This window comes from Streptomyces sp. NPDC046909 (genome assembly GCF_040644695.1).
In the GTDB taxonomy this organism is placed as follows: Bacteria; Actinomycetota; Actinomycetes; order Streptomycetales; family Streptomycetaceae; genus Streptomyces.
Window position 1 is genome coordinate 96,121 of record NZ_JBEYXC010000005.1, and the last position, 12,694, is coordinate 108,814.

Here is a 12,694-nt window from a genome sequence, read left to right on the forward strand (position 1 = left end):
CGCGTTTGCGCGGGACGCGGGACCGACGGCAGGGTTCGGGTGTGCCTACCTTGCTGATCGTGCATCACACCCCCTCGCCCAACTGCCAGGCGATGCTGGAAGCCGTCGTCTCCGGTGCCACCGCGCCGGAGATCGAGGGCGTCCAGGTCGTGCGGCGGGCCGCGCTGGCGGCCACCGCGTCCGACGTCCTGGCCGCCGACGCCTACCTGCTGGGCACCCCGGCGAACCTCGGCTACATCTCCGGCGCCCTCAAGCACTTCTTCGACCAGGTCTACTACCCGTGCCTGGACGAGACCCGGGGCCGGCCCTTCGGGTACTACGTCCACGGCGGCAGCGACGTCACCGGAGCGGTACGGGCCATCGAGTCGATCACCACGGGCCTCGGCTGGCGCCGCGCGGCCGACGCCGTGACGGTCACCGGGGAGCCGGGCAAGTCCGACACCGAGGCCTGCTGGGAACTGGGCGCCACGCTCGCGGCCGGGCTCATGGAGTGACTCCGCACAAGCCGCGCGACCGTAGCCCTCGGCGAACTGGTGCGCTAATTTGAGCTCCAGGTCACAGGTGGTCGGTCACCCGTGGTGAGCGCGGGAGGTTCTCGTTGACCCCGGCACAACTGCGGGCCTTCACGGCGACCGTACGCCTCGGGTCGGTGAAGGCCGCCGCGGCCGATCTCGCGGTCACCGAGGCCGCGATCTCGATCCACATCGCCCATCTGCGCAAGGAACTCGGCGACCGCCTCTTCACCCGCACGGCGGGCGGACTCACCTTCACCCCCGGCGGTTTACGCCTGGCCAGCCGCGCCGCCGAACTGCTGGGCCTTCAGCACCGCACCATCCTGGAGGTGCGCCGCGCGGGCACCGGCCGCCGCCTCCTGCGCATCGCCGCGTCCAGCCTGTTCGCCGAGCACGCGGCACCGGGCCTCATCGAACTCTTCGCCGGCCGCGCCGCCGACCTCGACGTCGAACTCAGCGTCCAGGACCCCCAGCGCTTCGACACGCTCCTGACGACCCGCGCGGTCGACGTTGCCATCGGCCCGCCACCCGCCACCGTCGAGCCCACGACGACCTGCACCCCCTTCCTCAACTACCAGGTGATCGCCGTGGTCGGCACCGACCACCCGCTCGCCGGCTGCACCGCGGGCGCCACCGAACTCCGCGACCAGACCTGGCTGTTGGGCCCCTCCGCGGTGGGCCGCATCGGCATGCTCCCCTCCGTGCTCCGCCGCCTGAGCGTCCCGGACCACAACCAGCGCATCTTCCAGAGTCAGGCCGCCAGCGTGGACGAGGCCAAACACGGCAAGGGAGTCGCCCTGGCGGTCGCCTTCGCCGTGGCCAAGGACATCGCCGCCGGCGACCTCGTCCAACTGGGCGGCCCCCACCTCCCCGCCCGCGGCTCCTGGAACCTCCTCACCCTCACCGACCGCGAGTCCCCCCAAGCCGCCGCCGAACTCCGCCGCTTCGTCACGACGCCCCGTGCGACCCAGGCGATGCTGCGCGGCTCAGGCGTGACGGCGGGGCGATTCCGGCCGGCTGTTCATGTGACGTTGTGGAGCTAGAGGCCCAGGGCGTCGACGAAGGAGGAGAAGGTGGGCGCGGCTTCTCGCCAGGCACACTGACGGGGGTTCGTCCAGAAATCGCTGCCCACGACACGGGGGTCGGCGGGGCAGGTGCGGTAGTCGAGGGCCAGGGCCACGTCATCGCCGGGCCTGCGGTTGACCGCGATGAGGACCGCCTGTTCGACGTCCAGCCAAGGGAGTTCCACGGGCCCCGGGTGGCTGCTGCCGCGCACTTCCCGGAACAGCTCGGCGGAAGGGGGGTCGTCGGCGAACATGTCGAGCGACCGGGACTCCCGTTCCATCTCCTGTGGAGTACGCAGGAAGTCGATCGGGTCCTCGAACCACGGGAGCAGTCCCGCCAGCGCCGCGTCGCCCGGATGACGCCACCGGCCCTCCAGGATCGGCGCGGGCAGCGCGAGGGCACGGACCTTCACCTGTTCCATGGCCGACAGAGTCTCACGGGCACCCGAGCCGCCTTCCTCGCCCCGCGATCTCACCCGGTACGCGCGACAGCTCACCGAAGTTCCCGGCCGGCAACAACAGGTCCACATACGGCAGCGCCGCCGTCATCGTCGTCGTACGTGGGGCGAACCCCGCGACCCCCGCCCGCGGATTGAGCCACACCACCCGGTGCGCCCGGCGCCGCAGCCGGGCCATGGCCGCAGCGAGGCGGTCCGGAGGGTCGCCGTCCCAGCCGTCGGAGGCGATGAGGGCGACCGCGCCGCGGAGGGCGCCGCCGTGGTGGGAGGCGAGGAGGGTGGTGAGGGAGTGGGCGATGCGGGTGCCGCCGAAGCGGTCGGTGACACGGTCGGTCGCCTCGGCGAGGGCCTGGCGGGCGGAGCGGTGGGCGAGGGCCGGGGTGAGGCGGGTCAGGGAGGTGGCGAAGGCGAAGGCCTCGGCGTGGGTGGCCAGGGTGAGCGCGCGCATCAGGTGGAGGTACGCCTGGGCCTGCGCCTGCATCGAGCGGCTCACGTCGCACAGCACCACCACCCGCCGCGGCCGGTCGACCGGCCCCGTGCGGACCAGCCGGACCGGTTCCCAGCCGGTACGCCGCGCCCTCGCCGCCGTCTCGCGCAGCGCCACCCGGTGCCCACCGGGCCGCACCCGCTGCCGGCGCGAGCGGCGCACCGGCCACTCCCGCAGGGCCCCCTCCAGCCACCGTCCGAGCAACTCCGCCTCCCTCGCCTCCAGTTGCTCGAACGGCGTGTCCACCAGGCCTGCCAGCTCGCTGGGCAGCCGCTCCGGGACCGTCCTCTCGGGCGGATCGACGTGGTGGTCGGTGTGCGTGACAGCGGGCGCCAACGTCACCCAGGGAAGGCCGCCTTGAGGATCGGTGTGCGTGTCGACGGGCGCCGTCGTGCGTGCGTCGCGGCCGGGGGGCGTGTTCGGGTTGCGTCGGGCCGGTGCGGGGAGCGCGGCCTCGCCGAAGGCCCAGTCGAAGACCTCGTCGAAGCGTGCGAGGTCGGCGTGATCGCGTACGAGGGTGATGCGGGCCGTCCAGTACAGGGCCGTCCGTGTTGTCGGCGGGACGGCCTCCAGTGCGCGGACGAAGTCCTGCGGCGCAGTGAGGCCGACCGTCACGCCCCGTCCCCTGAGCCGGTCGGCGAGCGCGACGGCGAAAGCCGCCCGGTCGATCGCGGGCAGCAACGTCATGGTCGGGTCGCCTGTTCCGGGTAGCCCAGCTCCTCCAGGGCCCCGATGACGGCGGTGCGGTCGTCGGGGCTCTTCGCGACCGCGCTGAGCGTGCCGAGGATGTCCGGTCGGGCCGGCCGGGAGACCCGTAGCGCGGCCAGGGCGGCGACCCAGTCGATGGCTTCCGCCATGCCGGGCGCCTTGTCGAGGTCCAGTCGGCGGACCCGGCCGATGAACTGCGTGGCGGAGGCGATGAGCGGCTCGTTCGCGGCCGGGATCGAGCGGCGCAGGATCTGCGCGGCGCGCTCCGGGCCCGGGAAGTCGATCCAGTGGTAGAGACAGCGACGGCGCAGGGCGTCGTGGAGCTCGCGGCTGCGGTTGGAGGTAAGGATCACCAGGGGCGGCCGTACGGCGGCGAAGGTGCCCAACTCCGGGACGGTGATGGCCCATTCGCCGAGGAACTCGAAGAGCAGCGCCTCGAACTCGTCGTCGGCCCGGTCGATTTCGTCGATCAACAGCACCGGCGGCACGGGACCTTGGTGGCGTACCGCGCGCAGCAGCGGCCGGTCGTGCAGATACTCCTCGGTGAACAGATCGGCGTCGGCGAGCCGCGCGCCGCGTGCCTCGGTGAGCCGGATGGCGAGCAGTTGACGCTGGTGGTTCCACTCGTAGAGGGCCTCGGAGGCGGTGAGGCCCTCGTAGCACTGCAACCGGATCAGCGGGGTGTCCAGCACCTCGGCGAGCGCCTTCGCCAGGCTCGTCTTGCCGACCCCGGGCTCGCCCTCGACCAGCAGCGGGCGGTCGAGGACCGTGGCGAGGTACAGCGCGGTCGCGGTGCCCTCGTCGACCAAGTGGCCGACCACGTCGAGGCGTTGGCGTACCTCGTCGGCGTCCGTGAACAGGTCGCTCACCGTCCCGGGGTGTCCTCGGCCAGCGGCAGCCGGGTGCGCGGCGACCGTACGGCGCGCACCACCTCCGCCAGGATGGACAGGGCGATCTCGGGTGCCGTGCGGGCGCCGATGTCCAGGCCTGCCGGGGTGTGGACGCGGGCCCGCTGCCGTGCGTCCAGGGCGAGTTCGTCGAGGAGCGCGGAGCCGCGCCGCCGGCTGGCGACCAGCGCGATGTGCGGGACACCGGCGTCCAGCGCGGCGCGCAGGGCCTCGTCGTCCCCGTGGCCCTGACCGGCGACGACCGCCGCCGTCGCGTGCTCGTCGGACAGGGCGCGGGTCGTGGCGTACCCGAGTACGTCGGCCAGGGCGAGGAAGGCCTTGGCGATCGGCGTGTTCCCGGCGACCACGACGAGCGGCGGCGGCAGCACCGGCTCCAGGAAGATCTCCAACGCGCCCCCGGACAGGCAGGGGTTGACGACGACCTGTGCGCCGGGCGTCTCCGGGAAGGACGCCTCGCCTTCCGGAAGTACCCGCAGCAGCAGCGGAGTTCCCCCGACCAGGGCGCCCAGCGCGGCCGTACGCACCGATCCCTCCGCGCAGTGCCCGCCGACGAACCCGTCGATGGTGCCGTCCCCGTGCACGATCGCCTCGTCGCCCGGATGCGCGGACGCGGGCGCCTGGGCGCGCACCACGCGCGCGTGCACGAACGGCACCCGCCGCTCGGTGAGTTCGAGCGCTCGCGCGCTCACGTCGCCGCCCATCAGATCGGCGGGGTCGGCCGGCCGCGCATCGCCTCCCACACCCGGGAGGGCGTGAGCGGCATGTCGGCGTGCCGGACCCCGAAGGGCTTCAGCGCGTCCACGACGGCGTTGACGATCGCGGGTGGCGAGCCGACCGTCGCGGACTCGCCGACACCCTTCGCGCCGATGGGATGGTGAGGCGACGGTGTGACCGTGAACCCGGTCTCCCAGTCCGGCACTTCGAGCGCGGTCGGGATGAGGTAGTCCATCAGGGAGCCGCTCAGACAGTTGCCGTCCTCGTCGAAGGCGATCATCTCCATCAGAGCCATGCCGACCCCGTCGGTGAGGCCGCCGTGCACCTGCCCCTCGATGATCATCGGGTTGATGCGGGTACCGCAGTCGTCGACGGCGACGAACCGCCGTACCGTCACCTTCGCCGTCCCAGGATCGATGTCGACCACGCAGATGTAGGCGCCGTGCGGATAGGTGAGGTTCTCCGGGTTGTAGCAGATCTGCGCCTCCAGACCGCCCTCCACCCCGTCGGGCAGATCGCCCGCCCCGTGCGCCCGCATCGCGATGTCCTGGATGGTCACCGCCGCCTCGGGGTCGCCCGCGACCTGGAAGGAGCCCTTCACCCACTCCAGGTCGGCGACCGACACCTCCAGCATCGACGAGGCGATCAGCCTGGCCTTGTCGCGCACCCTCCGGGCGACCAGCGCGGCGGCGGCCCCCGAGACGGGCGTGGAGCGGCTGCCGTACGTACCGAGCCCGAAGGGCGTCTGGTCGGTGTCCCCGTGCACGACCTCGATGTCCTGCGGCGGGATGCCGAGTTCCTCGGCGACGATCTGCGCGAACGTCGTCTCGTGTCCCTGCCCCTGCGACTGCACCGACAGCCGCACGACCGCCTTCCCGGTCGGATGCACCCGCAGTTCGCAGCCGTCGGCCATGCCGAGCCCGAGGATGTCCATGTCCTTGCGCGGCCCCGCGCCGACCGCCTCGGTGAAGAACGACACCCCGATGCCCATGAGTTCGCCGCGCGCCCGCTTCTCGGCCTGCTCGGCCCGCAACCCGGCGTATCCGGCGAGCTGCCCCGCCAGCTCCATGGTGGGCGCGTAGTTCCCGGAGTCGTACACCCAGCCGGTCTTGGTGCGGTACGGGAACTGCTCGGGCCGGATGACGTTCCGCATCCGCAGCTCGACCGGGTCCATGTCCAGCTCGTACGCCAGACAGTCCACGATCCGTTCGACCAGGTACACGGCCTCGGTGATCCGGAACGAGCAGGCGTACGCCACTCCGCCGGGCGCCTTGTTGGTGTAGACGGCCGTCATCTTGCAGTAGGCGGCCTCGATGTCGTAACTGCCGGTGAAGACACCGAAGAACCCGGCCGGATACTTCACGGGCGCGGCCGTGCCGTTGAACGCGCCGTGGTCGGCGAGCACATGGGTGCGGACGGCGAGGATCCTTCCGTCCCGCGTGGCGGCGATCTCGCCGCGCATGATGTAGTCGCGGGCGAAACCGGTGCTGATGAGATTCTCGGAGCGGTCCTCCATCCACTTCACGGGCTTGCCGGTGAGCAGCGAGCCGACGATCGCGCACACATAACCGGGGTAGATCGGCACCTTGTTGCCGAAGCCGCCGCCGATGTCGGGGGAGACGACCCGGATCTTGTGCTCGGGCAGCCCGGCGACCAGCGCGTACAGGGTGCGATGGGCGTGCGGGGCCTGGGTGGTGGACCACAGGGTGAGCTTGCCGTCGACCGCGTCGTAGTCGGCGACCGCACCGCAGGTCTCCATCGGCGCCGGATGCACCCGGGGGTAGACGATGTCCTCGCTCACCACGACATCGGCCCGCGCGAAGGCCGCCTCGGTCTCCGCCGCGTCGCCGGTCTCCCAGTCGAAGCAGTGGTTGTCGGCCTTGCCCTCCAGGTCGTCGCGGATGACGGGCGCGTCGGGGGAGAGGGCGGTGCGTACGTCGATCACCGGGTCCAGCGGCTCGTACTCGACGTCGATCAGCTCCAGGGCGTCCCGCGCCGCGTAGCGGTCCTCGGCGACGACGAAGGCGACCTCCTGCCCCTGGAAGCGGACCTTGCCGGTGGCGAGCACGGCCTGGACGTCACCGGACAGGGTCGGCATCCAGGCCAGGCCCTTCTCGTCGAGCATCGCGCCGGTGACCACCAGGCGGACCTTCGGGTGGGCCTCGGCCAGGCTCGTGTCGACGGAGACCACGCGCGCGTGGGCGAGCGGGGAGCGCAGGATCGCCAGGTGGAGCATGCCGGGCAGTTGCAGGTCGTCGACGTAGCGGCCCTTGCCGCGGACGAAGCGCGGGTCCTCCTTGCGGAGCATCCGGCCGTGCCCGCAGGGCTTCTGGTCGTTGTCGACGAACGCCGTGCGGTGGCCGTTGGGGGAGACGGTCGTCATGACGAGACCTCCTCCACGGCCGCCGTGCCGGTCCGGGACCCGGCCTCCTCGGCCGCCGTCGTGGTGCGGATCCCGGCCTCCTCGGCCGCCGCCCACCGCACCGAGCGCACGATCGTGGCGTAGCCGGTGCAGCGGCAGATCTGCCCGGAGATCGCCTCCCTGATCTCCTGCTCGGAAGGATCGGGATTGCGGTCGAGCAGCGCCCGCGCGGTCATCATCATCCCCGGCGTGCAGAAGCCGCACTGAAGACCGTGGCACTCGATGAACCCCTGCTGGACCGGGTCGAGTTGCCCGTTCCGCTCCAGCCCCTCCACCGTGCGCACTTCGTGCCCGCCCGCCATCGCGGCCAGTACCGTGCAGGACTTGACCGGCTCGCCGTCCAGCCACACCACGCACGTACCGCAGTTGCTGGTGTCGCAGCCCCAGTGGGTGCCCGTCAGCCGCAGATGGTCACGGAGGAAGTGGACGAGCAGCAGTCGTCCCTCGATCTCCCGGGTGACCTCTTCCCCGTTGACGGTCATGGTGACCTGCACGATGGATCACACCTCCTGTCCGGTGGCCCGGGCAACGGCCCGGCGCAGTACGCGCACGGTCAGCTCGCGCGCGAGATGGCGCTTGTACTCGGCGCTGCCCCGACGGTCGGTGACCGGCGAACAGGCCTGGGCCGCCATGTTCCCGGCCAGCGCGTACAGTTCCTCGCCGGGCTGCCGTCCGCGCAGCGCCTCGGCGATACCGGGGATCCCGGCGGTGTTGGGGCCGACGGCGGCGAGCCCGACCCGGGCGTCGGTGACCATGCCGCCCTCCAGCCACACCGCGGCCCCGGCCGAGACCACCGCCCAGTCCCCGGCCCGCCGCTCGACCTTCTCGTACGCGCTCGACCCGCCCGGGCGGACGGGGAAGCGCACCTCGGTGAGGATCTCCGCGTCGCCGACCGCCGTCTCGTACGGCCCCCGGTGGAAGTCCCCCATGGGCACGAGCCGTTCACCGTCGCGCCCCCGGATCACACAGACGGCGTCGAGCGTCGTGCACACCGCCGACAGGTCCTCCGACGGATCCGCCTGACACAGCGAACCACCCAGCGTGCCCCGGTTCCGTACGACCGGATCGGCGATGACCCGCTCGGCGTCCCGGACGATGGGGAAGGCGGCGGCGAGTTCGTCCGACTCCAGCAGTTCGCGGTGGCGGGTCATGGCGCCGATCCGGATCCACTCGGGCCCGACACGGACGTAACCCAGTTCGCCGTGCAGCTCGTTGATGTCGATCAGGTACTCGAACTCGGCCAGCCGCAGCTTCATCATCGGAATCAGGCTGTGCCCGCCGGCCACCAGCCGGGCCGTGTCCCCGAGCCGGTCGAGGAGTGCGATGGCCTCGTCGACGCTGTGCACCCGCTGGTACTCGAACGGAGCGGGAACCTGCATGGCCGCAATCCCCCTGTCCCGCCCGGGACTTGGCCGGACGCCGTGTGCGGCCCATTGGGGCCCTCGGGGCCCACGGGTGTCAACGGCTGGTTAACCGTTCACTTAACTCGGTCAAAGGTCGCCGTCATGGCATGCTGGACGGCATGGGTGATCACGCGCACCACGACTCCACACGCCGCAGCTACGACACCGTGGCCCCGGAGTACGCGACCCGCCTCGCCGCGGAACTCGACGACAAGCCCCTCGACAAGGCGCTGCTCGCCGCCCTGCTGGAACAGACGGAACCGGGCACCACCATCGGCGACCTGGGATGCGGTCCCGGACATGTGGCGGCGCTGCTCGCCGGCAAGGGCGCGCACACGGTCGGGATCGACCTGTCCCCGGGCATGGTCGCGGAGGGCGGACGCCGCTTCCCGCAGGTCGAGTTCCGCGAGGGCGACCTGCTGGAACTGCCCGCCAAGGACGCCGAGTTCGGTTCCGTGGTCGCCTTCTACACGATCCTCCACCTCGACCCCGGCGAACTGCCCCGCGCCTTCGAGGAGATGGCACGCGTCCTGCGCCCCTCGGGCCTGCTCCTCCTCTCCTTCCACATCGGCGAGGAGATCCGGCACGTGGACGAGTGGTGGGGCCACGACGTGGACGTCGACTTCCGCTTCCTCGACCCGACGCGGATCGCCGAACAGCTGGAGGCGGCCGGTTTCACCGTGGAGATGCGCCTGGAACGCACCCACTACCCCCACGAGGTGGAGACCCGACGGGCCTACCTGCTGGCCCGCCGCGCGGTCAGCACCGGCTGATAGAACCCGGTGGAGTCCGGCGTGTGCCAGACGACATCGGTGAACCCGGCCTCGGCGACGAAGCCGGTCAACTGGGCACGGGTCAGCGCCCAAGAGGTGGTATGCCGGGTCCGGACCGACCACGTGTCGCCCGCCGGGACGAGCTGGAAGTGCTCCAAGTCGTAGTGTTCGCCGTCCTCGTGCCAGTGCCACAGCTGAAAGGTGATGACCCGGCCCTCGGGAGTCGCCGTGGCCCGGGGCGGCGGCGCGGTGGGCCGGGAGGCACGGATCTCGTCGTATCCGCGCACGGTGAGCACCAGTAGTCCGTCGGGTCGAAGCACACGGCCCATGTCCCGCAGTCCCGCGATGACGTCCTGCTCGGACAGCAGATGAGCGAGCGAGTTGTCGGCACAGACGACGACATCGAACACGGAGGCCGCGAAGGGCAGTTGGCGCATATCGGCGGCGGCCACCGGAAGCCGGAGCCCCCGCGAGGCCGCCTCGACCGCGGCGCGCGCGGCGGCACGGGGACTCAGATCACTGCCGACGACCTGGTGCCCGGCCCCGGCCAGCCCGATCGCCTGGGTACCGATCCCACAGGAGCAGTCCAGCACACGCCGCGGACCGGCTCCCAAGTGCCCCTGGATGAGCGGGTCCAGCACCGACGCCTGACGCGCGATGCTCGTGTCCCAGTCCGGGAAGATGAGGTGGTACTCGGTGGCCATGTCGTCGTAGAAGCGCCGCACGGAGGGATCCGACATACGATCACGCTAGGCGAAGTACCGTCGCCACGCGATCAGTTATGAGTGACTTCCCAGGTGTCGACCGCGTAGTGAAGCGTCATTCCGTTACGGCGGTACAGCTGGGGCGCGCCGGTCGCATTGGCCGTGTCGACCCCGAGCCCCACGGTCTCCCGCCCGCGCCCGGCGAACACGGCGAAGGCGTGCCGCAGCAACAGCCCGCCGAGTCCCCGCCCCCGGCCTTCGCGCAGCACCCCGATGCTACGGATCCACCCCATGGCCTCACGATCGTCCCGGGAGATCAGGAACCCCACATCCCCGAGCTCCTCCGTCCCGACGATCCACACCAACGACCAGTCGAGCGCCCCGGCGGCGTACACATCGTTCAGCCACTGCTCATAGCTGCGCGGCTGGAAGTCGAAGTGCTCGGCGAACGAAGCCTGGTACAGCCGATACACGCACTCCCGGTCCGCGTCCGTCGCACAAGGACGGATCCGTACCCCGTCCGGAAGCCCGGGCGCGAGGTCCGTCGCCGGGTCCAGGGCTCGCTCCAGCACGTGATACCGCCGTACGACACTCCACCCACGTCGCTCGATCAGTGAAGTGTCCAGCGTGGGCTCGGCATTGAGATGCAGATGCACGACCGCCCGCCCGGCCCCGTTGGCGCGTGCCTGCTCAAGGGCCCGGACCCGCATCGTCTCCAGAATCAACTCCCCGCCCGCCTGATGCTCGGGCAGCACGTAATGATCGACATCGATCCGCTCGTCCCCCGAGTCGTCCCACAGCAGCCCATAGGCCACCAGCAGGTCCCCGTCGAAGACCAGCCAGGAGTCGCGGGCCAGATCGATGTCCGGCCGCTTCAAATCGGCTTCCACAGTGTGAAGATCGGTCTCTCGCCGACCGATCTCGATCTCGTCCACGGTGTTGAGGAGCTCGGTGACCGCGGGCGCGTCGGTCAGGAGGGCGGGGCGCAGGAGGTACGGCATAGAGGTCAGGGTGTTGGGGGAGCGAGGATGGTCGCAACGGGTTTTCGGCGGGGGACATGGGGGGCGGGGCAGTGGTGGACACCGAGTGGGTCGATGAGTGGCACCGGGTGATGACGGGACACCTGGCCGGGCTCGTGGAGACCTTCGAGGAGACGCACGGCTACCCGCCCGGAGAGAACACCGTCGTGCCGGCGCATCGCGACACTCGAGCCGCTGCCGCCAGGCTTGCCAAGCAATGGCCCGCCTTCGAGCCGCTCCTGCCGCTGTACGAAGTGGTCGGCAGCGCCAGCCTGGAGGATGTCGACCACGCGTACTTCATCCACTCGCCCGCCACCGTGACCCAGCACCTCTCCGAGTACGGCCACGTCGACCTCGCAGACGGCCGGACCGGCATCGTCTTCGCCAGCGACGGCGGCGGTCACCTCTACGCGCTCGCCGACGACGGCCGCGTCGAGAAGTCCCGGACCGCCTCGTGGAGCGACGACTTCGCCGAGGTCAGCGAGGACATCGGCGACTTCCTCGGGCAACTTCTGCATGTGGTCCGGCAGTTCGCAGGCCCATGATCAGCCACGGAGGTCGGAGCTGTTGCGATCGACCGTCTCTCGGAGCTGGGCGAGCCACTCCGCGGCCAGACGGCGTCCGTTCGGGAGGTGGTCGTCCCGGTCCCAGCGCCATGTCGTGATCATCGCGAGCATGAGGGTCCGGCAGGTGCGCAGGAGGTCTTGATCGACACTTGGACAGTGCTCGGCGACTTCTTCGGGGGCATGCGCGAGGTCGAATTCGACAGGGCCGCGGCAGCACGTCTCGAAGTCGATGAACAGCGGGCCGTTCTTTGTGGCGAGCAGGTTGCCGGGATGGGGCTCGCCGTGCAGGAGTTGCTCGGCTCCGCCGCGCTCGCCGATCACTCGCCGCGTGTCGCGCAACGTGTCGGCGAGCAGCGCGCGGTCCGCGTCTGTGAGCGCCGGGGTGCGTTCGTGGTGCGCCAGGAGGTGCTGAGCCTGCTTGACGCGGTCCGTGAAGTGCGGCGTCGGGACATCCAGGCCGCGCATGCCGGCGTGGAGTCGGTGGAGTGCGGTGGCGTAGTCGGCTGGTGAGACCTCTTGCGGCCCCGTGGGTTCGTAGTAGGTCCACAGGGTGATGTCGAAGCCGTCGCGCTGGTGGACGAGTGGGTCCACTCGTGGCTCCGGAGCGGCTACCGGGCACCCGGACGCGGCGAGTCGCTGCGCGAGGTCGAGTTCGAACCGCGCGACCTGATGATCTACGGGCGCCACCCGGGCCAGCACGTCACAGGGCAGCAGACGCAGCGTGAGCTTGTTCGAGTCATGGAGAACGATCACCTCGGCGGCCGTCAGGCCAAGTGACGAGGCTATCGACATGGCCGCGGTCACCGCACGCCGGGCCTCTGGCACCTGCATCGTCGTCCGGTCCCTCTTCCCGCGACCCGTCCACCGGCGAACCCGCGCACGCTACCAAGCGAGCGCCGCGCGGGCGCTTCATTTGATCGCGCATGGCCCTGACGTACCGGCGCGTCGGGCACAAA

Annotated in this window: 14 protein-coding genes; 4 read left to right on the top strand and 10 right to left on the bottom strand. The window is 71.0% G+C overall.

Going from position 1 to position 12,694, the window contains the following annotated elements:
• Positions 1-41 precede the first annotated feature (41 nt).
• Both ABZ928_RS17470 and ABZ928_RS17475 read left to right on the top strand, forming a co-directional pair.
• Positions 42-494 (top strand): NAD(P)H-dependent oxidoreductase, encoded by a 453-nt coding sequence (locus tag ABZ928_RS17470; protein WP_361519108.1) that lies wholly within the window; start codon positions 42-44, stop codon positions 492-494.
• Positions 495-598: 104 nt separating this feature from the next.
• On the top strand, positions 599-1,555 hold the full coding sequence (locus ABZ928_RS17475) for a LysR family transcriptional regulator (RefSeq protein WP_361519110.1): 957 nt from the start codon (positions 599-601) through the stop codon (positions 1,553-1,555).
• Here the strand turns inward: ABZ928_RS17475 and ABZ928_RS17480 are convergent.
• The 7 genes from ABZ928_RS17480 to ABZ928_RS17510 are packed head-to-tail and all read right to left on the bottom strand — an operon-like array spanning position 1,552 to position 8,652.
• Positions 1,552-1,998, bottom strand: a complete 447-nt coding sequence (locus ABZ928_RS17480; RefSeq protein WP_361519112.1) for a hypothetical protein — start codon at positions 1,996-1,998, stop codon at positions 1,552-1,554. The genes ABZ928_RS17475 and ABZ928_RS17480 overlap by 4 nt on opposite strands.
• Positions 1,999-2,011: 13 nt before the next feature.
• Entirely contained in the window at positions 2,012-3,208 is a 1,197-nt protein-coding gene (locus ABZ928_RS17485; protein ID WP_361519114.1) for a VWA domain-containing protein, read from the bottom strand.
• A complete protein-coding gene (locus ABZ928_RS17490; protein WP_361519116.1) occupies positions 3,205-4,098 on the bottom strand; it encodes a MoxR family ATPase in 894 nt (297 codons plus the stop codon). The genes ABZ928_RS17485 and ABZ928_RS17490 overlap by 4 nt, the downstream gene beginning before the upstream one ends.
• Positions 4,095-4,826: an XdhC family protein gene (locus tag ABZ928_RS17495; protein WP_361519118.1), complete on the bottom strand. Its 732-nt coding sequence runs from the start codon at positions 4,824-4,826 to the stop codon at positions 4,095-4,097. Before ABZ928_RS17495 ends, ABZ928_RS17490 begins: the two co-directional genes overlap by 4 nt.
• An 11-nt stretch (positions 4,827-4,837) precedes the next feature.
• Positions 4,838-7,234, bottom strand: a complete 2,397-nt coding sequence (locus ABZ928_RS17500; protein ID WP_361519120.1) for an aerobic carbon-monoxide dehydrogenase large subunit — start codon at positions 7,232-7,234, stop codon at positions 4,838-4,840.
• Positions 7,231-7,767, bottom strand: a complete 537-nt coding sequence (locus tag ABZ928_RS17505) for a (2Fe-2S)-binding protein (RefSeq protein ID WP_361519122.1) — start codon at positions 7,765-7,767, stop codon at positions 7,231-7,233. The genes ABZ928_RS17500 and ABZ928_RS17505 overlap by 4 nt, the downstream gene beginning before the upstream one ends.
• A gap of 6 nt (positions 7,768-7,773) precedes the next feature.
• Positions 7,774-8,652 (bottom strand): xanthine dehydrogenase family protein subunit M, encoded by an 879-nt coding sequence (locus ABZ928_RS17510; protein WP_361519124.1) that lies wholly within the window; start codon positions 8,650-8,652, stop codon positions 7,774-7,776.
• 143 nt (positions 8,653-8,795) lie between these two features.
• Between ABZ928_RS17510 and ABZ928_RS17515 the strand changes: the two genes are divergently transcribed.
• On the top strand, positions 8,796-9,449 hold the full coding sequence (locus ABZ928_RS17515; protein WP_361519125.1) for a class I SAM-dependent methyltransferase: 654 nt from the start codon (positions 8,796-8,798) through the stop codon (positions 9,447-9,449).
• Here ABZ928_RS17515 and ABZ928_RS17520 read toward each other — a convergent pair.
• Positions 9,413-10,189 (bottom strand): class I SAM-dependent methyltransferase, encoded by a 777-nt coding sequence (locus ABZ928_RS17520; protein WP_361519127.1) that lies wholly within the window; start codon positions 10,187-10,189, stop codon positions 9,413-9,415. The genes ABZ928_RS17515 and ABZ928_RS17520 overlap by 37 nt on opposite strands.
• A gap of 35 nt (positions 10,190-10,224) precedes the next feature.
• Positions 10,225-11,154 carry a GNAT family N-acetyltransferase gene (locus ABZ928_RS17525; protein ID WP_361519129.1) on the bottom strand — a complete coding sequence of 310 codons (930 nt, stop codon included), beginning with the start codon at positions 11,152-11,154 and terminating at the stop codon, positions 10,225-10,227.
• 71 nt (positions 11,155-11,225) lie between these two features.
• Between ABZ928_RS17525 and ABZ928_RS17530 the strand changes: the two genes are divergently transcribed.
• Positions 11,226-11,717: a hypothetical protein gene (locus tag ABZ928_RS17530; protein ID WP_361519131.1), complete on the top strand. Its 492-nt coding sequence runs from the start codon at positions 11,226-11,228 to the stop codon at positions 11,715-11,717.
• Here the strand turns inward: ABZ928_RS17530 and ABZ928_RS17535 are convergent, their stop codons facing one another.
• The gene (locus tag ABZ928_RS17535) at positions 11,718-12,569 is read right to left on the bottom strand and encodes an aminoglycoside phosphotransferase family protein (protein ID WP_361519132.1); all 852 of its coding nucleotides are present in this window, start codon (positions 12,567-12,569) and stop codon (positions 11,718-11,720) included.
• Positions 12,570-12,694 lie beyond the last annotated feature (125 nt).

What these genes read in the sequence shown, in the direction of transcription:
- ABZ928_RS17535 (WP_361519132.1), bottom strand. Translation starts at nt 12,569, where the DNA reads ATGCAGGTGCCAGAGGCCCGGCGTGCGGTGACCGCGGCCATGTCGATA.
- ABZ928_RS17525 (WP_361519129.1), bottom strand. Translation starts at nt 11,154, where the DNA reads ATGCCGTACCTCCTGCGCCCCGCCCTCCTGACCGACGCGCCCGCGGTC.
- ABZ928_RS17480 (WP_361519112.1), bottom strand. Translation starts at nt 1,998, where the DNA reads ATGGAACAGGTGAAGGTCCGTGCCCTCGCGCTGCCCGCGCCGATCCTG.
- ABZ928_RS17500 (WP_361519120.1), bottom strand. Translation starts at nt 7,234, where the DNA reads ATGACGACCGTCTCCCCCAACGGCCACCGCACGGCGTTCGTCGACAAC.
- ABZ928_RS17520 (WP_361519127.1), bottom strand. Translation starts at nt 10,189, where the DNA reads ATGTCGGATCCCTCCGTGCGGCGCTTCTACGACGACATGGCCACCGAG.
- ABZ928_RS17485 (WP_361519114.1), bottom strand. Translation starts at nt 3,208, where the DNA reads ATGACGTTGCTGCCCGCGATCGACCGGGCGGCTTTCGCCGTCGCGCTC.
- ABZ928_RS17510 (WP_361519124.1), bottom strand. Translation starts at nt 8,652, where the DNA reads ATGCAGGTTCCCGCTCCGTTCGAGTACCAGCGGGTGCACAGCGTCGAC.
- ABZ928_RS17515 (WP_361519125.1), top strand. Translation starts at nt 8,796, where the DNA reads ATGGGTGATCACGCGCACCACGACTCCACACGCCGCAGCTACGACACC.